General features: G+C 69.4%; 16 protein-coding genes. 5 read left to right on the plus strand and 11 right to left on the minus strand.

The window, feature by feature from the left end; all coding sequences use genetic code 11:
- Positions 1-114: 114 nt before the first annotated feature.
- Complete coding sequence (locus tag QF035_RS49230) at positions 115-1,377, plus strand: MFS transporter (RefSeq protein WP_307528974.1); 1,263 nt, start codon at positions 115-117, stop codon at positions 1,375-1,377.
- Here QF035_RS49230 and QF035_RS49235 read toward each other — a convergent pair.
- From QF035_RS49235 to QF035_RS49245, 3 genes are all read right to left on the minus strand, one after another.
- Positions 1,364-2,758 (minus strand): pyridoxal phosphate-dependent decarboxylase family protein, encoded by a 1,395-nt coding sequence (locus QF035_RS49235; protein WP_307528976.1) that lies wholly within the window; start codon positions 2,756-2,758, stop codon positions 1,364-1,366. The two genes, QF035_RS49230 and QF035_RS49235, sit on opposite strands and share 14 nt — an antisense overlap.
- Before the next feature lie 87 nt (positions 2,759-2,845).
- Positions 2,846-3,412 (minus strand): hypothetical protein, encoded by a 567-nt coding sequence (locus QF035_RS49240; RefSeq protein WP_307528978.1) that lies wholly within the window; start codon positions 3,410-3,412, stop codon positions 2,846-2,848.
- 261 nt (positions 3,413-3,673) lie between these two features.
- On the minus strand, positions 3,674-3,856 hold the full coding sequence (locus QF035_RS49245; protein ID WP_307528980.1) for a hypothetical protein: 183 nt from the start codon (positions 3,854-3,856) through the stop codon (positions 3,674-3,676).
- Between the two features lie 231 nt (positions 3,857-4,087).
- Between QF035_RS49245 and QF035_RS49250 the strand changes: the two genes are divergently transcribed.
- Positions 4,088-4,783, plus strand: coding sequence for a L,D-transpeptidase family protein (locus tag QF035_RS49250; protein ID WP_307528982.1), 696 nt, complete (start codon positions 4,088-4,090; stop codon positions 4,781-4,783).
- 52 nt (positions 4,784-4,835) lie between these two features.
- On the opposite strand, the gene QF035_RS49255 is transcribed toward QF035_RS49250, so the two are convergent.
- From QF035_RS49255 to QF035_RS49270, 4 genes are read right to left on the minus strand one after another with little or no spacing between them, the layout of a single operon-like run.
- Positions 4,836-6,038 carry a Gfo/Idh/MocA family protein gene (locus tag QF035_RS49255; RefSeq protein WP_307528983.1) on the minus strand — a complete coding sequence of 401 codons (1,203 nt, stop codon included), beginning with the start codon at positions 6,036-6,038 and terminating at the stop codon, positions 4,836-4,838.
- 44 nt (positions 6,039-6,082) lie between these two features.
- On the minus strand, positions 6,083-7,432 hold the full coding sequence (locus QF035_RS49260) for an ABC transporter substrate-binding protein (RefSeq protein ID WP_307528985.1): 1,350 nt from the start codon (positions 7,430-7,432) through the stop codon (positions 6,083-6,085).
- Between the two features lie 10 nt (positions 7,433-7,442).
- On the minus strand, positions 7,443-8,366 hold the full coding sequence (locus QF035_RS49265; RefSeq protein ID WP_307528987.1) for a carbohydrate ABC transporter permease: 924 nt from the start codon (positions 8,364-8,366) through the stop codon (positions 7,443-7,445).
- 17 nt (positions 8,367-8,383) lie between these two features.
- Positions 8,384-9,352 carry a carbohydrate ABC transporter permease gene (locus QF035_RS49270; RefSeq protein ID WP_307528989.1) on the minus strand — a complete coding sequence of 323 codons (969 nt, stop codon included), beginning with the start codon at positions 9,350-9,352 and terminating at the stop codon, positions 8,384-8,386.
- Positions 9,353-9,516: 164 nt separating this feature from the next.
- Between QF035_RS49270 and QF035_RS49275 the strand changes: the two genes are divergently transcribed.
- Positions 9,517-10,677: an ROK family transcriptional regulator gene (locus QF035_RS49275; protein WP_307528991.1), complete on the plus strand. Its 1,161-nt coding sequence runs from the start codon at positions 9,517-9,519 to the stop codon at positions 10,675-10,677.
- A 124-nt stretch (positions 10,678-10,801) separates the two neighbouring features.
- The gene (locus QF035_RS49280; protein WP_307528993.1) at positions 10,802-11,035 is read left to right on the plus strand and encodes a hypothetical protein; all 234 of its coding nucleotides are present in this window, start codon (positions 10,802-10,804) and stop codon (positions 11,033-11,035) included.
- A gap of 61 nt (positions 11,036-11,096) precedes the next feature.
- On the opposite strand, the gene QF035_RS49285 is transcribed toward QF035_RS49280, so the two are convergent.
- The 4 genes from QF035_RS49285 to QF035_RS49300 form a co-directional block, all read right to left on the minus strand.
- Positions 11,097-11,924: a carbohydrate ABC transporter permease gene (locus tag QF035_RS49285; RefSeq protein WP_307528995.1), complete on the minus strand. Its 828-nt coding sequence runs from the start codon at positions 11,922-11,924 to the stop codon at positions 11,097-11,099.
- The gene (locus QF035_RS49290; RefSeq protein ID WP_307528997.1) at positions 11,921-12,757 is read right to left on the minus strand and encodes a carbohydrate ABC transporter permease; all 837 of its coding nucleotides are present in this window, start codon (positions 12,755-12,757) and stop codon (positions 11,921-11,923) included. Before QF035_RS49290 ends, QF035_RS49285 begins: the two co-directional genes overlap by 4 nt.
- Positions 12,758-12,855: 98 nt before the next feature.
- Positions 12,856-14,202: an ABC transporter substrate-binding protein gene (locus tag QF035_RS49295; RefSeq protein ID WP_307528999.1), complete on the minus strand. Its 1,347-nt coding sequence runs from the start codon at positions 14,200-14,202 to the stop codon at positions 12,856-12,858.
- 54 nt (positions 14,203-14,256) lie between these two features.
- Complete coding sequence (locus QF035_RS49300; RefSeq protein WP_307529000.1) at positions 14,257-14,991, minus strand: sugar isomerase domain-containing protein; 735 nt, start codon at positions 14,989-14,991, stop codon at positions 14,257-14,259.
- Positions 14,992-15,166: 175 nt separating this feature from the next.
- On the opposite strand from QF035_RS49300, the gene QF035_RS49305 reads away from it, so the two are divergent.
- Positions 15,167-17,341, plus strand: coding sequence for an alpha-N-acetylglucosaminidase (locus tag QF035_RS49305; RefSeq protein ID WP_307529002.1), 2,175 nt, complete (start codon positions 15,167-15,169; stop codon positions 17,339-17,341).
- The last annotated feature ends 36 nt before the right edge of the window (positions 17,342-17,377 follow it).

The following is a 17,377-nucleotide window of genomic DNA, read 5'->3' on the forward strand; positions in this document are numbered from 1 at the left end:
TCGGCCCGCCCGGACACTGACTGCACCGGACCGCAACAATGTAGCTCTGCTTAAGGCAATGTGGAGAACTCTTCACTTGTGCTGCGCTGTCGAGGTCGGGCACGGTTGTGGATCATGCAGCCCAACTCCCCATGGCGGACGGCCGACTTCAGGACGCTCTTCAGCGCGACCGCGCTCAGCCAGCTCGGAACGAACGTCAGCTATGTCGCCGTCCCGCTGATCGCCGTGGCCGAACTCGACGCGAGCCCCGGCCAGGTCGGCGCCCTGGCCACGTTGAGCACGCTCGCCTTCCTCCTCATCGGCCTGCCCGCCGGGGCCTGGGTGGACCGGATGCTTCACCGCAGGGTGCTGATCGTGGCCGACCTGGCGCGGGCCGCGCTGTTCGCCTCCGTCCCGCTGGCCTGGTGGCTGGACGCGCTCACGCTGGGCCAGTTGTACACGGTGGTGCTGCTGAACGGCTGCGCCACCGTCTTCTTCGACGTCGGCTCGCAGAGCACCCTGCCCGGACTCGTCGGACGCGACGCCCTCGTACAGGCCAACACCGCCATGATGAGCCTCATGGCCGTGAGCAACGTGGCCGGCCGGAGCGCGGGCGGCGCGCTGGTCCAGTTCCTCACGGCACCGGTGGCCGTTCTCTGCACGGCGGCGAGCCATCTGGCCTCCGCACTCCAGCTCACCAGGGTCCGCCCCGATCAGGCGCCGCCCGCACCCGGCCGGACGGTCGGACTGCGCAAGCAGATCGGCGAGGGAGTCCGCCACGTCCTCGGCAACGTGGAGCTGCGCGCCCTCGCGCTCACCGCGGCCCTCACCAACCTGGGCTCGCAGATCATCAACACCATGCTCCCCGTGCTGCTCGTGCGTGAACTCGGCCTGCCCGCAAGCGCGTTGGGCCTGTACTGGGCGGCGGGCGGCATCGGACTCCTGCTCGGCGCCCGCTGCGCCCGCCCCCTCGCCGGGCGCCTCGGATACGGCCGCACCCTCGGCGTCATGGGCCTGTGCCTCGCGCCCGCCGGACTGCTCGTCCCGCTCATCGATCGCGGACCCTGGCTGTGGCTCGCGGGCGCCGGGGGAGTCCTCGTCCTGTTCAAGACGGGCGTGGACAACGTGCTCGGAGTGAGCCTGCGCCAGCGGATGACCGCGGACGCGCTCCTCGGCCGAATGAACGCGACGTTCAGGTTCGTCCTCACCGGCGCCCTCGCCGTCGGCGCGGCCGTGGCGGGACTGATCGGTGAACTGGCCGGTGTGCGCGCCACGTTGTGGGTCGGCGCCGGACTGCTCGCCATGGCCTTCCTGCCGGTGTTCCTCTCGCCGGTCCGCGGACGCCGCGAACTGCCCCAGGAGCAGCCCCTGAGGGCAGTAGCCGTCACAAAGAGCTGACCGCGCGCTCCAGGGCATCCGCCACCCGGTCCGTATCGGCCTCTGTCGTACGCCAGTTGCTGAACGCGGCCCGCAGCGCGTGCGTCCCCTCGTAGAAGGTCGGCGTCATGAACGCCTCGCCGGATTCGGCGACGGCACGGCCCAGCGCGTGCACCCGCTCCTGGGTGGGGTCCCCGTCGAGCGTGAAGCAGACGACGTTGAGGCGGACCGGCGCGAGCAGCCGCAGGCCCGGTGCGTCGGTGATCCGGTCGCCGAGGCGCCGGGCGAGCGCGATGTTCCGTTCGACGATCTCCCGGTGTCCTTCGCGGCCGTACGCGGCGAGTGAGAACCAGGCTGGGAGCGCGCGCAGCCGGCGTGAGTTCTCGGGTGTGAGGTGGACGAAGTCGGGCTCGCCGGTGGGCAGTCCGAGATACGGCGACGCGTTGTGGAAGACCCGCACCTGGAGGTCCCGGTGACGGGTGAACTGCACGGCCGCGTCGTAGGGGACGTTGAGCCACTTGTGAAGGTCGACGCAGACCGAGTCGGCGGCGTCGAGGCCGTCGGTCAGATGCGCGTGCTCGGGGGACAGCGCGGCGAAACCGCCGAAGGCGGCGTCCACGTGCAGCCAGAAGTCGTACCGCTCCTTGAGCGCCGCGATCGCCCGCAGATCGTCGAAGTCCACGGTGTTCACGGTCCCGGCATTGGCCACGACGACGGCAGGCCGCCCGTCCAGCTCGTCGAGCGCCTCGGCCAGCCGCGCCACGTCGACGGCTTCCCGGCCACCGGGCAGCACGGGCACCGTACGCAGCCGGTCGCGGCCGATGCCCAGGACGGACAGGGCCTTGGGGATGCTGGAGTGCGGGCTGCCGGACAACACGTCGACCGGTCCGAGGGCGGCGGCTCCCGCCTCGGACACGGACACGCCCAGACGCTCGCCCAGCCACTCCCGAGCGAGGGCCAGCCCGACGGTGTTCGAGACGGTCGCACCTGTCACGAACGCGCCGCTGTGCGTCTCGCCCAGCCCGAAAAGTTCGCGCAGCCAGCCCAGCGTCTCGTGCTCCAGTGCGGTCGCCGACGAGTCGCCGGAGCCGGTGGCGTTCTGGTCGTACGCACTGGTCAGCCAGTCCCCGGTGAGCGCGGCCGGGGTCGCGCCCCCGGTCACGAAGCCGAGATAGCGCGGGCCCGCGGAGGCGGAGAACCCCGGCGCCCACCGCTCGGCGAACCGAGCGAGCGCGCCCTCTGCGCCCGCGCCCCCGGCCGGCAGCGGCTCAGCGTCCGGAGCCTTGCCCAGGTGGGCCACGGGCCGTGCTTCGAGCCCCGACACCTCACGGGCGGCGAAGTCACGGGCGGACTGGAGGAGTTCGGGGAGCCGGGAGAGATCGTCGGCGAGTACGCGGTCCATGCGCCGCAGCGTAGGCGGGCGGCCGCACGGAAATCCCGGTCCAGTCGGGGGAGACTGGCCCCTTGTCGGCTCCTCGTCGGACCCCCGTCACCGCGAACGCCGCAGCGCTCCCCGCTGCCGGGCGCCCCGGCCGGGCGGGGCCAGGACCTTCTCCGCCGCGGCGATGAACTGTCTGCGGGCGTCGATCAGGTCACTGTCCGCCTGACCGTTCCGCACGAGACGGTCGTCGAGATCCAGCCGCATGCGCCAGACGTCCGCGTGCCGGACGGCCGCCGCGTGGACGGTGTCGGCCAGCTCGCCCATCGGCGCGGGGCCAGTGATGGCGACGTTCGTGGCCGCCCGGCTCAGCCCGCCCAGGGCGGCCATGGTCGGCTCCCACAGCCCCCGATGCTCGTCCTCGCTCCGCCATTCCAGAGCCACGCGGGCCTCGATCACCGCGTTGATGCTCTGCCGGAACGCCTCACACTCGTCGAGCACGGTCGCGAAGGCGGCACGCCGCTCGTCACGCAGCCGGTGCCGGACCTGGATGGTCTCCTGCTCCTGTGCCTGCCGACGCGAGGACCTGGCATGGAGAAGCGGTCCGGTCAGCCCGGCGGTCAAGGTCCCCCCGATGCCGAGGGCGGTCGCCCATATGACCGTGTTGGCTTGGTCCATGCCGCACATCATGCCGCCGCCACACCCGACAATGGCCGAACTTGACCGATTGATACGGCAGTTGGGCAGCTACGGGGCCGTCCACGCACCCGATGCCGTGGGTGTCGGCGCGCGGAAAGGGCTGGCGGCGACCGCTGCGGGCGTCAGCCGGGTGGAGCGCCACGGCCCGAGTGTGGCGCCCACCACAAGGGGGTCCGGGCGCGGCTCCCCGTGCGGAACCGAGCCCGAAGGCGCCGTCACGAATCGGCCCGCCGTCACGTCTCAGCGCGGAGCCCGCACGAGCCCGGACCGGTAGGCGAAGACGACCAGTCGGGCGCGGTCGCGGGCGCCCAGTTTCATCTTGGTCGCGTCGGTGAGTTCGTCGGCCTTCACGCCGTAGGTGACGGTGGCGTACGCCGTGGACCCGTCCTTGCCGACCCCGCGCCCGTCGAAGGGGCTCACCACCTCCGCGACCTGCGGTCCGTCGGCCGCCTCGGTCCCGGGGAACCACTCGCCCTTTCCGGACGGGCCCTGTCCCGTCGTCGTCCGCGTCGAACCTCCCGGCTACTCACTGTCAAGTACTCCAGGCATGGAATGTCATCGTTTCGTCTCAGCCCGGCCACCCCCACAACCCATGCCGCCCCGCGCGGGTCTAGCTGGCAGAGATTGACCGGAACGAACGAGAAAGGCCTGATCATGGGGGACATACGCAGACGGGCAGCCGTCGTACTGGGGGTCACCGGACTGATGGCGCCGCTGGCCGTCGCGCTGGGCGCGGGTCCGGCCCAGGCGGCGAGCTGCACCACGCAGACCGGCCCGTACCAGAAGAAGGTCGAGAAGTTCCTCGGCCGGCCGGTGGACGGCAGGCAGTCGGCCGCCGACTGCAAGGCGATCAAGGCCTTCCAGACCAAGCACGGCATCACCCCGAACATCGGCTACGCCGGGTCCGTCACCTGGGGCGTGATGGACTTGATGAACAAGCAGAAGGCCGTCGGGAAGAACCCCAACAAGGACGGCAAATGCCCAGTCAACAAGGGCCGCATCGCCTGTGTGAACCTCACGCTCCAGCTCAGCTGGATCCAGGACGGCAACACCCTCGTGTACGGTCCGGTGCCGGTCCGTACGGGCCGCAACGGGTACGAGACGCGCACCGGTCTGAAGAAGATCTACTGGCGGAACATCGACCACGTCTCGACGATCTACGACGTGCCCATGCCCTACAGCCAGTTCTTCGACGGTGGCCAGGCCTTCCACTCGGTCGGCGTGAGCATGTGGAACCCGCCCGGCTCGCACGGCTGCGTCAACATGACGAAGACGGACGCCAAGAAGTACTGGTCGCTCCTGAAGAAGAACGACGACGTCTACGTGTACGGCCGCAAGCCGGGCACCTGACCGGGCCGGCCGGTCCGGCCGCTCCTGAGAACGACCGGACGGCGCAGAAACGTCACGCCTCCGGGGCGTCCCCGAAGTCCGGGATCTCCAGCCTCGCCCCACCCTGCCGCGCCGAGTCGTGCGCGACGATGCCCGGCAGGGTGTAGCGGGCGGCCACCCACGCGTTCACCGACGGCAGTGTGCGCGTGTTCACCGCGGTGACGAAGTCGTCCACCAGGAAGTGGTGGCTCCCTTCGTGCCCGTTGTGCAGGTTGTCGAACTCCCGGGGCAGCCTCGCCCGGTCGTGGACCGGTGCCGAGCCGGAGGTGAAGGCGGCCCGCAGATCCGGCGCGATGTGCTGGAGGGACGGGTCGTCCGGAGACATGGTGGGCTTGGGCTCAAGGAGTTCACTGATGTCCTTGACCCCCTTCTTGTCCTGCCAGAAGGCCACCGTCGCCAGCTGCTCCATGCTCGCGTCCGTCCCGAAGAACCGGAAACGCGACTCCCGGATGTGCGAGGGATAGCCCACCCGCCGGAACTCGTTCGTGCGGAACGAGCCGCCGCCCGCGACCTCGAACAGCGCGGTCGCGTTCGAGAAGTCGTTGCCGAACTGGCTGACGTCCTCGTCGAAGACCCCGTCCCCGCGATCGTCCTTGACCCCGATCGCGGACACGCTCACCGCGTGAGTCTGCCAGGCACCGAGGACCCCGCCCACCGAGTGCGTGGGGTACAGCAGCGGGGGATAGCTGGCGGTCTCCTTCCAGTTCTCGCCGCCGCTGTACTGGTAGGCCTCGTAGAACCCGAGGTCCATGTCGTGCACATAGTCGCCCTCGGCGTAGAAGAGCCGCCCGAACGCGCCGTCGGCGATCTGGTTGCGGGCGTGCACGGTCGCCGGGTTGTACTGGCTGGTCTCACCCATCATGTACGTCAGTCCGGTGGCCCGAACCGCGTCGATGATCGCCGCGATCTCCTCGCGGGTGATCGCCATGGGCACCGCCGAGTAGACGTGCTTGCCCGCGTTGAGCCCCTGGAGCACCAGCGGGCCGTGGGTCCAGCGCTGCGTGAAGATCGCGACGGCGTCGATCGCCTCCGACTCCAGCATCGCCTCGTACGAGGGGAAGGTTCCCGTCAGGCCTTCGGCGGCGGCCAGTTGCTCCGCTCGCTCGGGCAGGAGATCCGTGACGTGGACCTCGCCGACGCCCGGGTGGGCAAGAAACAGCTTCGCGAACTGGCCGGAGAACTGGCCGGCGCCGACGATGCCGAGGGAGAACGTCATGGAGTGTGTGCCTTTCACTGTCCGGGGACTGACTGTCCGGGGGTTCACTGTCCGAGGATGAAGTTGACCTGGTCGTTGGTCTTGGTCAGATCGCTCACCGGGGCGCCGTTGGCGTAGACGTCCTGCATCGCGGGGCGCACCAGGGAGTACACGTCCGCCGCGTAGTCGGTGATCGGGAAGGAGAAGGTGGTGGAATCCTTCTTGTCGGTGACCGGTTCGGTGAAGGCGGACACGTCGATGCCCTTCTTCTTGTACGCGGCCACGGCGGCCTCGGTGCCGTCCGGGGTCGCGGGGAAGACGATGCCGTAACTGCCGACGGTCTTCTGGCACTCGTTGGAGGCCAGGTACTGGACCCATTTCTTGGCGCCCGCCTTGTTGGGGGCGTTCTTGGTGATGGAGTCGGCGAGGCCGTTCATCATGGTGGCCCGCTTGCCGGTCGGGCCGGTCGGCGTGGGGGCGGTGCCGACGTCGAGGCCCTTGGTGTCGTAGTAGGTGGAGATCATCCAGGCCCCGTCGAAGGAGGTTGCAGCCCGGCCGGAGGCGACCTGGGCGTTGGCCGGGTTGGCGCCGTCGGTGTAGTCGGTGAAGGGCGCGAGGTAGCCCTTCTTCGCCAGACCGAAGTACCAGTCGACCACCGACTGGAAGGTCTTGCTGTCGTACTGGTACTTGGAGCCCCAGCGTGCCTTGTCCGTGTATTTCCAGCCCGCCGAGCCGGTGAACGGGCTCCAGGTGGTCTGCCCGTCGCTGTCGCCCGCGCCGCCGGTGGCGAGCCCGTAGACCTTGACGTTGTTCTTGTCGAAGCCCTCTTCGTCGCCGCGCTTCCCGTTCTTGTCGACGGTCAGGTGCGCGATGGTCTTCTCGAAGGTGCCGCCGTCCTTCGTGTTCCAGGAGAGGCCGTTGAGCTCCTCCGCGGAGAGCCCGGCCTCCTTGACCATCTTCTTGTTGTACATGAGGGCGACGGTGTCCCAGTCCTTCGGGGCGCCGTAGCGGTGGCCGTCCTGGCCGGTCCAGTTGGCGGCGAGCCCCGGCTGGTAGGCGGAGTCGTCGATGTCCAGGTCGTCCAGTGGTTCGAGCACGTTCAGGTCGGCGAACTGCCCGAACTTCTGGATGTGGTCGGTGAACACGTCCGGCTCGGTGCCCGCGATGAAGCTGGCGGTGAGCTTGGTCCAGTAGTCGGCCCAGCCCATCTGGGTGATCTTCACCTTCAGGCCCGGGTTCTGCTTCTCGAAGCCCTTGGCGCACGCCTGGTAGGCGGGCATCTGGTTGGCGTCCCACAGCCAGTACGTCACCGTGTTCGAGCCCGCTCCGGCGGCCCCGCCCTGCGCGCAGCCCGTCACCAGGGACAGCGCGAGCACCCCGGTCAGTGCCACGACCGTACGTGTACGAATTCGCATGCCCGTCCCCTTACTTGATGCCGGTGAAGCTGATGCTGCTGACAATGCGGCGCGCGAAGAAGCCGAAGAGCACGAGCATCGGCAGCGCGGCGATGAGCGTGGCCGCCATCAGGCCGGACCAGTCGTAGCCGCTCTGCGGGGTCTGCGCCCGGAAGATGGCCAGTGCCACGGTGAGCACGCGCGAGCTGTCGCTGTAGGAGACCATCAGCGGCCAGAAGTAGTCGTTCCAGGAGGTGATGTACGTCAGCACGCCCAGCGTGAGGATGGGGGTGGATGCCATCGGCAGCATGACGCGGAAGAAGATCCGGATCTTCCCGGCCCCGTCGAGCAGGGCCGCCTCCTCGACCTCCCGGGGCACGTTCATGAAGAACTGCCGCATGAAGAACACCGCGAACGGGGTCATGAACATCGTCGGCAGGGAGATGCCCAACAGGGAGTCGACCAGGCCGAGTTGTTTGATGAGCACGAAGTTCGGCAGCAGTGTGAAGATCGTCGGCACCATCAGCCCGGCCAGGAACAGCCCGAACACCGTGTCCCGGCCGCGCCACCGCAGCCGTGCGAAGGCGTACGCGGCCATGGCAGAGAAGAGGATCTGGAAGACGGTGATCAGGGTGGACACGACCGTCGAATTGATCAGATAGCGCCAGAACTTGAGCCCGCCGCCCGAGCCGCCCTGAGCGATCGCCTCCTCGGTGGACTGCAGGCCCAGGGCCCGTTCGAAACCGCCGGTCGTCAGGTCCACGGGCAGCGGATCGCCGGGGTGGGCCGCGAGCGCCGTGTTCGAGGAGAGCGCGGTGCGCAGGATCCAGTAGAACGGCAGCAGGGTGATGAGGACCATCGCGGCCATCACCGTCCAGGCCACGACCTTCCCGGGGGTGATCCTTGGGCGCTGTGTGCGCCGTACCTTCGTCGTCGTTGCCGTCACGGCAGTCATGTCGGTCGCTCCCTTCTTCAGCCGAGGTCGGTCTGGCCGGCCCGGGTGAGCCGGTACTGGACAAAGGTGATCGCGCTCAGGACCACGAGCAGGGCCACGGACATCGCCGACGCGTAGCCGAACTGGAAGCGGCCGAAGGCGGCGCCGTAGATGTAGTACTGCAGGACGTTGGTCGCGTTGGCCGGACCGCCCGCGGTGGTCACCGCGACCGTGTCGAACACCTGGAACGAACCGATCACCGTCATGATCAGGACCACCGCGAGCACCGGCCGCAACAGCGGCATGGTGATCCGCCAGAACATCCGCCACTCGCTCGCGCCGTCCACCTTGGCCGCCTCGTACATGTCGCTGGGGATGGCCTGGAGCCCGGCGAAGAGCAGCAGGGCGGTGTAGCCGACATGCCGCCAGACGTTGATCAGGGCGATCGTGGGAATCGCCCAGGTCTCGTCCGCGAGGAACGGGATGCGGTCGAAGCCGAGCCCGGCGATGATCTCGTTGCCGATGCCGAGCTGGGTGTCGAGCATCCAGAGCCAGACGATGCCGGCGACCACGTTCGACATCAGATACGGCGTGAGGACGATCCCGCGGAGTATCGCCGACTGGGTGAGCCGCTGGAGCAGCACCGCGATGGCGAGCGCCGAGACCGTCTGGACGCCGATGTTGATGAAGACGTACTCGACGGTGACCGTCAACGAGTCCCAGAAGATCGGGTCCTTGACCATGCGGACGTAGTTGTCGAGGCCCACCCACTCCGCCGGGGTCAGCAGATTGAAGCGGGTGAAGCTCAGATAGATGCCCCGCAGCGTCGGCCACAGCAGGAAGACCAGGAAGCCCAGCATGGCCGGAGCGATGAACAGGGCCGCGAGGGCGCCGTCACCACGTCCGCCACCGTCACGTTCTCGTTTCTCGCGGATTCTCGGCTTCGGCTGTGTCCCCTCGATGTCGCGCACTGGCAGACGCGACGGAGGGCTGGAGGCGACGGTCATCAGGAGACTCCCTCGTCTGCGGCTCGTCCTCGGGCCCCACTTACTTTTGGGCCGAAAGAATCCGGCCGTCAAGAGGTGTGCGCGCATCTTTTCCTGAGGACGTTCGATGACATAGGGTGGTGTCATTACTTCTGCGTCGAAAGAAACAATGTGGGGGTTCGTTCATGACCGCACGTGCCGCCAGCTGGCTGCCGCTCAGTCCCGGTGAGCGTGCCGTCGCCATCGAGGTGCTCACACACGGCCCCCTGTCGCGCAGCGACATCGCCCGCCGGCTCGACCTCTCCGCCGGCAGTCTCACCCGGCTGACGAAGCCGCTCATAGAGTCGGGTCTGCTGATCGAGGTCCCCGAGGGTGCCGCGCTGCCAGAGGTGCGCCAGGGCCGCCCGTCACAGCCGCTCGACATCGTCGCCGAGTCCCGCACCTTCGCCGGGTTCAAGATCACCCAGGACATGGTGTACGGCGTCGTCACCACCCTCAAGAGCGATATCGTCGCCCGGCGCGACCTGCCCATCACCAGCCATGACCCGGCCCATGTGGTGGACGTGCTGGGGGAGCTGACCGGCGCGTTCGGGCGTGACTTCCCCGGTCTCGCCGGGATCGGCATCGGCCTGGGCGGCCGGGCCTCGGACCGGTCCGTCGTCGACGAGTCGGCCTTCCTCGGTTGGCGCGACGTCCCCCTGGCCCGGCTCGTCGAGGAGCGCACCGGACTGCCCGTCGTCGTGGACAACGACGTGGCCGCGCTCGTCGAGGCCGAGCGGTGGTTCGGTGCCGGCCGAGGCCTGGAGCGGTTCGCGGTGCTCACCATCGGCGCGGGAATCGGCTACGGACTGGTGAGCGGCGGCAAGCGGGTCGGGACCCCCGAGGACGGACTGGGCGTCGGCCGCTTCTGGATCGTGAACTCCAGCGGCCCGCTCACCCCCGACGGCGAGCGTGGCAGTGCCATCTCCCTGCTGTCCATCCCCAGCATCCGCTACCAGATCCGGGCCGCCACCGGCCGCGACATCGCGTACGACGAGATCCTCGCGCTGGCCGCCGAGGGCGAGCCCATGGCCGCCCGCGTCGTCGGCGAGGCGGCCCGCGCCCTGGGCACCCTCGTCGCGCAGATCGCCAACTTCGCCATCCCTCAGAAGATCGTCCTGGCCGGCGAGGGCGTGGGCCTGGTGGACGTTGCGGGACCGGTCGTCGAGGAGGCCATCCTCGCCAACCGTCACCCGCACGCCGAGCCGGTCAACCTGGAGACCAAGGTGTCCGACTTCCACGACTGGGCGCGGGGCGGCGCCGTACTGGCGATCCAGGTGCTCGTCCTCGGCGCGGGGGCGGCCTGACCTGGCTGTGGAAGGGCTGTCGGACATGGCTATTGGATGACTGCCGGACAGGGTCATGGAATGGCTACCGGTAAGTAGTCCTGCTGACAGTGACTCCTCACATGGTCTTCACGCCGGGGCCCGTATGATTCACGGCATGTCCACCACTCACCGACGTGCACCGGTCGCGCCGAAGCGATCGGCCGCCGAGGTCAACGAGGAGATCCGAGCCCTGTGGCTGCGGAGCGGTGGGACGCTGAGCGGCGAGCAGCGGCGGGTGTACCAGCGTCTCGTCCTGGAGTGGGCGGCGGCCTCTCCGCGCACCCACTCGCACACGGACTCCGCCCACTCGCGCACGGACTCGTCGAAGGCCGCCTGACCGGTCTGACCGGGTGAGCCGCCTCCCGAGCGCCGTGCCTGGGGGATGGCGAAGTCGGCAGTCAGCCCTTCATCGCCCCCTGGAGCAGGCCCGCGATGAAGCTGCGCTGGAAGATCACGAACAGGATCAGGATCGGCAGCATCACGATGATCGTTCCCGCCGCGAGCGTGGGGATGTCCGTGCTGTTCTGACCGACGAAGAAGCCGAGGCCCGCGGGCGCCGTGTGCTTGGTGGTGTCCTGGATGAGCACCAGCACCAGCAGGAACTGGTTCCACGACCACATGAAGACCAGCAGCCCGAGCGTCATCAGGGACGGCCTGGCCAGTGGCAGCAGAATCCTCAGCAGGATGGTGGCCGACGAGGCACCGTCGATCCGGGCCGCCTCCACCAACGATGGCGGGGTGGACTGGAAGTGGGTGCGCATCCAGAACACGCTGAACGGCATGAACAGCGCGATCTCCACCAGGATCACGCCCAGGTACGAGTTGGTCAGACCGAGGCCCCGCAGGTCGAAGTAGAGCGGGACCACGATCAGTTCGACCGGGATGGTGAGTCCGGCGATGAAGAAGGCCGCGACCGCGTTGCCGCCCGGGAGTTTCATCGTGCCGAGCGCGTAGCCCGCCAGCGCCGCCAGGACCAGGGAGGCGGGGACCACACCGACCGCGATGGTGAGGCTGTGCCCGATCAGGTCGGAGAACCCTGCCACCGACCACGCCTGCTCGTAGTTGTCCCAGCTCCACCGCTCCGGCCAGGTCAGTCCCACCACCGGCGTGCCCGCGGGCTGCAGGGAGGCGAGGAAGACACTGAGGAACGGGATCACGACGGCGATCGCCATGACCGTCAGCAGCGCGTAACCCGACCAGCGTTCCTGGCGCGTCGCGGTGTTCATGACTCCGACCTCGACAGACGGTTGATGAGGTAGACGATCCCGAGTATCAGACAGCCGAGGACGACGGCCAGGGCCGCGGCGAGCCCCACCTTGCCCTCGGAGAACGCCAGCCGGTACACGAGCAGGCCCGGGACCGTCGTCTGCTCGCCGGGGCCGCCGTTCGTCGTGACGTACACGATGTCGAAGCTGGCGAGCGCGGCCACCGTGGTCACGGTCATCGCGACGGCGATCTCGCCGCGCAGGTGCGGCAGGGTGACGGAGACGAACTCCCGGACGGGACCTGCCCCGTCGAGCCGGGCCGCCTCGTACAGGCTGGAATCCACCTTCTGCACGCCGCTGAGGAAGAGCATCATGCACAGCCCGCTCAGCACCCAGGTGCCGACGAGACCCACGGCGATCAGAGCGGCGCCGAAGTCGCCCAGCCACGCCCGTGTCACCCCGTCCAGACCGACCGCGCGGAACGTCTGGTTCACCAGCCCGTCGTCCCCGTACAGCCAGCGCCAGGTCACGCCGACGGCGACGAGCGGGACGACCTGCGGCAGCATGAACAGGAAGCGGTACGCCCCCATACCGGGCCGCCGGAAACGGGCCAGCAGACCGGTCATCGCAAGACCGACCACGATGGGAATGAAGGAGAAGAACACCACCAGCACCAGGGCGTTGAGCACGGACCGGCGCAGGATGGAGTCCTGGAAGATCTCCTGGTAGTTGCCGAGGCCGACCCAGTCGCCCAGTGTCACGCCGTCCCACTCGAACAGCGAGAGATATGCCGTGTGCAGGGCGGGCAGCACCGCGAAGCAGAAGTAGACGGCGAACGCGGGCAGCACATACACGTAGCCGCGATACGGGCTGCGCCTGCGGGGGCCCTGGGACTGGACCCCGGACGTCCGTCGTCTGGACCCGGACGTCCGGGGGCTGTTGGACCGGCGGCCTACTCGGCATGGTGTTCCTCCCACTCGTCCTGAAGTGAGTCGAGGTAGTCCGAGGGATCTATGCGGTTCGCGATGAGTTTCTGGACGCCGGAGCGCAGCCGGTCGAGCATGGCGGGGGCTGCGAAGTCGGGAAACGTCGTGATCCCGTCGTCGGCGACGGCCCTGCGGTGGCCCTCCGCGATGTCGGCGAGCACGCCCTCCGGCTTCTTCACGGCGTCGGGGTTGGGTGGCATGAAGCCGTTGTCGCTGATGATCTGGCCGGCCTCGGGAGTGGTCAGGAAGTCGAGGAACGCGCCTGCCGCCTCGGGATGTTCGGTCCTGGATGCGACGGCGTAGGAGACGCTGAAGCCCGAGGCCACGGTGGGGGCGGAGGCCTCTTCGCCCGGCATCGGGAAGAAGCCGACGTTGTCTCCCATGACGGTCGCCAACTGCCCGGCCGCCCAGTTGCCGTTGATGAGGAAGACACTGTCGCCCTTGGCGAACTGGGCGGTGGAGTCCACCTGCGCGGTGCCGTTCGCGGAGTCGTTGTAGTAGCCCTTGCGGCCCCAGTCGATGACGAGCTTGCTGGCCTTGACGGCGGCCGGCGTCTCGATGGTGGCGCCGTTGGTGCCGTTGACCCAGTCCCAGTAGTCGTCCGTCGGCATCAGCTGGTTGAGGAGCGCGGCCCACAGGTGCAGGCCACCGGAGTCGAGCGCACCGACGCCGAGCGGCGTCAGGTCCGCGTCCTTGGCCGCGGCGAGCTGGTCCTCGAACTCCGCCATGGTCTTGGGCGGACCGTCGATCCCGGCCTTCTGCGCGAGCTCCTTGTTGTAGTAGATGCCGGTCATCGACAGACCCGCCGGAACCCCGAACAGGGCACGCCCGCCCGTGGCCTCGCTGGTCTGCCCCGCCGTCAACTGGTCGAGGCTGACCGGGGGAATGGCCTTGTCCCAGCCGTACGCCTCCCGATAGGGCGCCAGGTCGAGGATGTGGCCGTCCGCCGCGAGATCCGTCATCCCGACCGCGTACTGCGCGATGTCGGGGGCGGTGTCCGAGGTCATCGTGAGCTTCAGGTTCTGCACGTAGTCCGAGAACGTCTTGTACTGCGGCTCGACCGTGATGTTCGGATGGCCCTTCTCGAACGCGGCGATCAGCGCGTCGACCATCAACGGGGCGTCGGCGAACTGCAGACGCAGGGTGATGTCCCCGTCCGGCACGGCGGTCGACGACGGCACACTGCGCGGACCGGGCACCGCGGCCGCGCTCCCGGGGGTCAGGGCGTCGCAGGCGGTGAGTGGCAACACGAGGGCGGCGGCACAGACCGTCGCCGCGACGCGGCGGCGCACCCGGTGTGTCCTCTCCATCATCGGCCTCCTTGCGTAATCTCGGCGTCTCGGCGTCTCGGTGTGCGGATCGGTGCGTCAGCCCCGCGGACAGCGGTCCTTGACCTTCTCCAGCAGGGCGCTGTTGTGGCGTTCGGCGTCGTCGCCGGTGTTCTGGCTGACGATCAACGGCGGTGCCTGGCCGTGGAGTTCGACGAGCAGCTCGGCCGCCCGGCAGGTCAGGGCGTTCACGATCGCCGCCCCTACGACGGTCGACAGGGCGCCCACGGTGAGGTCGCCCAGGGGCACCACCGCGTCACCCGGGCGGCCGTGCGTGTCGATGACGATGTCGGCAACGTCCAGCAGGCGCCGCCCGTCGGTGTGCCGGGACTCGGCGCTCAGCGAGTGGGCTCGGCTGGTGACGGCGACGACCGTCGCACCCAATGCTCGGACGCCAAGGGCGAATTCGACCGGCACGGCGTTGATGCCGGAGTTGGAGACGACGACCACCACCTCGCCGTCCCGGATGTCCGTCGTACTGAGGATCGCCGCCGCGTAACCGCCGACGCGCTCGGCCGCGCCCGCGTGCCGAGGGGCGGCGGGCGACAGCGCCGGGTCGGCGATCACGTTGACCGGCGCGAGGCCGCCCGCGCGCAACAGCGGTTCGATCGCGACGAGTTGCGAGTGGCCGCTGCCGAAGTAGTGGACGACGCCCCCGGCGGCGATGCTGTCCGCGATGGCAGCGGCGGCGCGTTCCATCGCGGGCCGCTCGGCGGTGGCCAGCGCGGTGAGGTTCTCCTGGAGAGCGGCGAAGTAGGCGAGATCGGCGTTCATCGTGTCGAGACCACCTGGGGTGTCGAGCGGGAGCCGTTTGCACGGCTGTGGGGCCGTCTGCGTGGCTGTGGACCGTACCAGAGGGCCGTGCGACTGCCCAGCCCTCCGGACAAGTGTGCTGTCACAACAGCTTTGTTCCTTGACCACCCCGCACACCCGTCCTAACCTGAGCCGCATGTGGTACGGACCACAGGCATCGGAGAACCAGACCGCCCGACAACTCCTCCAGCGGCTCCTCGGGGACAGGGCCGCGGAGTTCACCGCCGACGTCGTGCCCGGCGGGGACGGGCACGACGTCGGCGGGCCCGACTGGTTCGAGGTCGACGCCGGGCCGGGCGGAGTGGCGCTGCGCGGGTCCAGCGGCGTTGCCGTCGCCTCGGCGCTGCGCTGGTACCTGCGGACCGCCTGCCGGACGCAGATCACCTGGGACGCCCCCGTGCCCCGGCTGCCGGACCGCCTGCCCCGCACCGGCACGGCCGCCCGGACGACCTCCCCCTACCTCCACCGCTACCACTTCAACGTCTGTACCTTCGGCTACACCACGGCGTTCTGGGACTGGGCGCGCTGGGAGCGCCACATCGACTGGATGGCGCTGCACGGTGTGACGACACCGCTGGCGATGACCGGCGCGGAGGCCGCCTGGCAACAGGCCCTCCTGCGTACCGGCCTGGACGACGGGACCGCCCGGCGCTTCCTCGGCGGCCCGGCCTACCTCCCGTGGAACTGGCTGGCCTCGCTGGACAGTTGGGGCGGACCACTGCCGCAGAGCTGGATCGACGGTCACGCGGACCTGGGCCGCCGCATCCTGGACCGGGAACGCGCGCTCGGCATGCGCCCCGTCCTCCAGGGCTTCTCCGGCCATGTGCCCCGCGAACTGATCGCGGACCGGGGCACCCGCTCGACAACCCTTCCCTGGTGGGACTTCGAAGTCGGAGTCCTGGACCCGCGCGACCCGCTGTTCGCGGAGTTCGGCGCCGCGCTGCTGACCGAGCAGACCCGCCTCTTCGGCACCGACCACCTCTACGCGGCCGATCCGTTCATCGAGACGATTCCGCCCGTGACCGACCCCGCCGACATCGCCCGGGTCGCGCGCGCCGTGCACGGCGCCATGACCGCGGTGGACGACGAGGCCACCTGGGTGCTCCAGGCATGGCCCTTCTCCTACCGATCCGACTACTGGACACCGGACCGGACCCGGGCCTTCCTCGACGCCATCCCGGACGACCGCATGCTGATCCTGGACCTGTGGGCCGAGCACAAGCCGGTCTGGCGGCAGACCGACGGCTACCGGGGAAAACCCTGGGTGTGGTGCATGCTCCACAGCCTGGGCGGACGGCCCGGGCTCTACGGCAAGCTGGACGAGATCGCCGCCGGCCCCGCCGAGGCCAGCGCCGACGCACGCGGCGGTTCGCTCTCCGGAATCGGCGCGAGCATGGAGGCATTCGGCGGCGACCCCGTCCTGTACGAACTGCTGGCCGACGTCGCCTGGAACGGCTCGGTCAAGGACGTACGAGCATGGCTGGAAGACTGGGCGGAGGCCCGGTACGGACGCCGGACCCCCGGCCTGCTGCGCGCCTGGGAACTGCTCCACGCCACCGTCTACGACGCGGACGGCCCCGGACCACCGGGCTCCGTCGTCGTCTGCCGCCCCACATTGGAGGGCGACCTGCGCCCGGAGCTGCCGGTTCATCTGGCGGCGCCGCCCTCGCCGTCCGTGCCACCCGGTCTGGCCGAGGCGTGGACGCTCCTGGCCGGTGAGGCGACGGAGGAGGACAGCGCGGGCCCGCTCGGCCGGGACCTGTGCGACGTCACCGCGCAGGTGCTCACCCACGTGGCGTGCGATCAGCAGCGGCGGGCGGCGGACGCGGCCCTGGCACGCGACACCGACCGCTTCCGAGCCGCCGCCGGCGAACTCCTCACCACCATCGAGGACCTGGACACACTGCTGGCCACCCGCCCCGAGCACCGGCTGGACACCTGGCTCGCCGAAACCGGCAGCTGGGCGTCCACCCCCGCCGAGGCCGAACTGTACGAGGCCGACGCGCGACGGATCCTCACGGTCTGGGGACACTCCCGCAGCGAGCTGCACGACTACTCGGGCCGCCACTGGGCCGGCCTGGTCCGTTCGTTCTACCTCCCGCGCTGGCGACGCTGGTACGAGTACATCGCCGAGGCACTCGAGACCGGATCCCCTTACCGGGCCCAGGAGTTCGAGGTGTCCTTGATCGAATGGGAGGAGCGCTGGACCACCGAACGGAGTGAGCAGGCGACGCCCGGCCAGGACACCGCCGGGGCGACCCTGGCCGTGGTGCGTACGCTGATGCCCCGTTACCGCGCCTCTCGGGGCTAGCGGACACGTGCGAACCGCGGAGTGATCGTGATGCTC

Origin of the sequence: Streptomyces umbrinus (assembly GCF_030817415.1) — a bacterium.
GTDB lineage: Bacteria > Actinomycetota > Actinomycetes > Streptomycetales > Streptomycetaceae > Streptomyces > Streptomyces umbrinus_A.

Excerpts from the sequence above, each read along its gene's own strand:
- QF035_RS49230 (WP_307528974.1), top strand. The coding sequence starts at position 115 with ATGCAGCCCAACTCCCCATGGCGGACGGCCGACTTCAGGACGCTCTTC.
- QF035_RS49235 (WP_307528976.1), bottom strand. The coding sequence starts at position 2,758 with ATGGACCGCGTACTCGCCGACGATCTCTCCCGGCTCCCCGAACTCCTC.
- QF035_RS49240 (WP_307528978.1), bottom strand. The coding sequence starts at position 3,412 with ATGGACCAAGCCAACACGGTCATATGGGCGACCGCCCTCGGCATCGGG.
- QF035_RS49250 (WP_307528982.1), top strand. The coding sequence starts at position 4,088 with ATGGGGGACATACGCAGACGGGCAGCCGTCGTACTGGGGGTCACCGGA.
- QF035_RS49255 (WP_307528983.1), bottom strand. The coding sequence starts at position 6,038 with ATGACGTTCTCCCTCGGCATCGTCGGCGCCGGCCAGTTCTCCGGCCAG.
- QF035_RS49260 (WP_307528985.1), bottom strand. The coding sequence starts at position 7,432 with ATGCGAATTCGTACACGTACGGTCGTGGCACTGACCGGGGTGCTCGCG.
- QF035_RS49265 (WP_307528987.1), bottom strand. The coding sequence starts at position 8,366 with ATGACTGCCGTGACGGCAACGACGACGAAGGTACGGCGCACACAGCGC.
- QF035_RS49270 (WP_307528989.1), bottom strand. The coding sequence starts at position 9,352 with ATGACCGTCGCCTCCAGCCCTCCGTCGCGTCTGCCAGTGCGCGACATC.
- QF035_RS49275 (WP_307528991.1), top strand. The coding sequence starts at position 9,517 with ATGACCGCACGTGCCGCCAGCTGGCTGCCGCTCAGTCCCGGTGAGCGT.
- QF035_RS49280 (WP_307528993.1), top strand. The coding sequence starts at position 10,802 with ATGATTCACGGCATGTCCACCACTCACCGACGTGCACCGGTCGCGCCG.
- QF035_RS49285 (WP_307528995.1), bottom strand. The coding sequence starts at position 11,924 with ATGAACACCGCGACGCGCCAGGAACGCTGGTCGGGTTACGCGCTGCTG.
- QF035_RS49295 (WP_307528999.1), bottom strand. The coding sequence starts at position 14,202 with ATGATGGAGAGGACACACCGGGTGCGCCGCCGCGTCGCGGCGACGGTC.
- QF035_RS49300 (WP_307529000.1), bottom strand. The coding sequence starts at position 14,991 with ATGAACGCCGATCTCGCCTACTTCGCCGCTCTCCAGGAGAACCTCACC.
- QF035_RS49305 (WP_307529002.1), top strand. The coding sequence starts at position 15,167 with ATGTGGTACGGACCACAGGCATCGGAGAACCAGACCGCCCGACAACTC.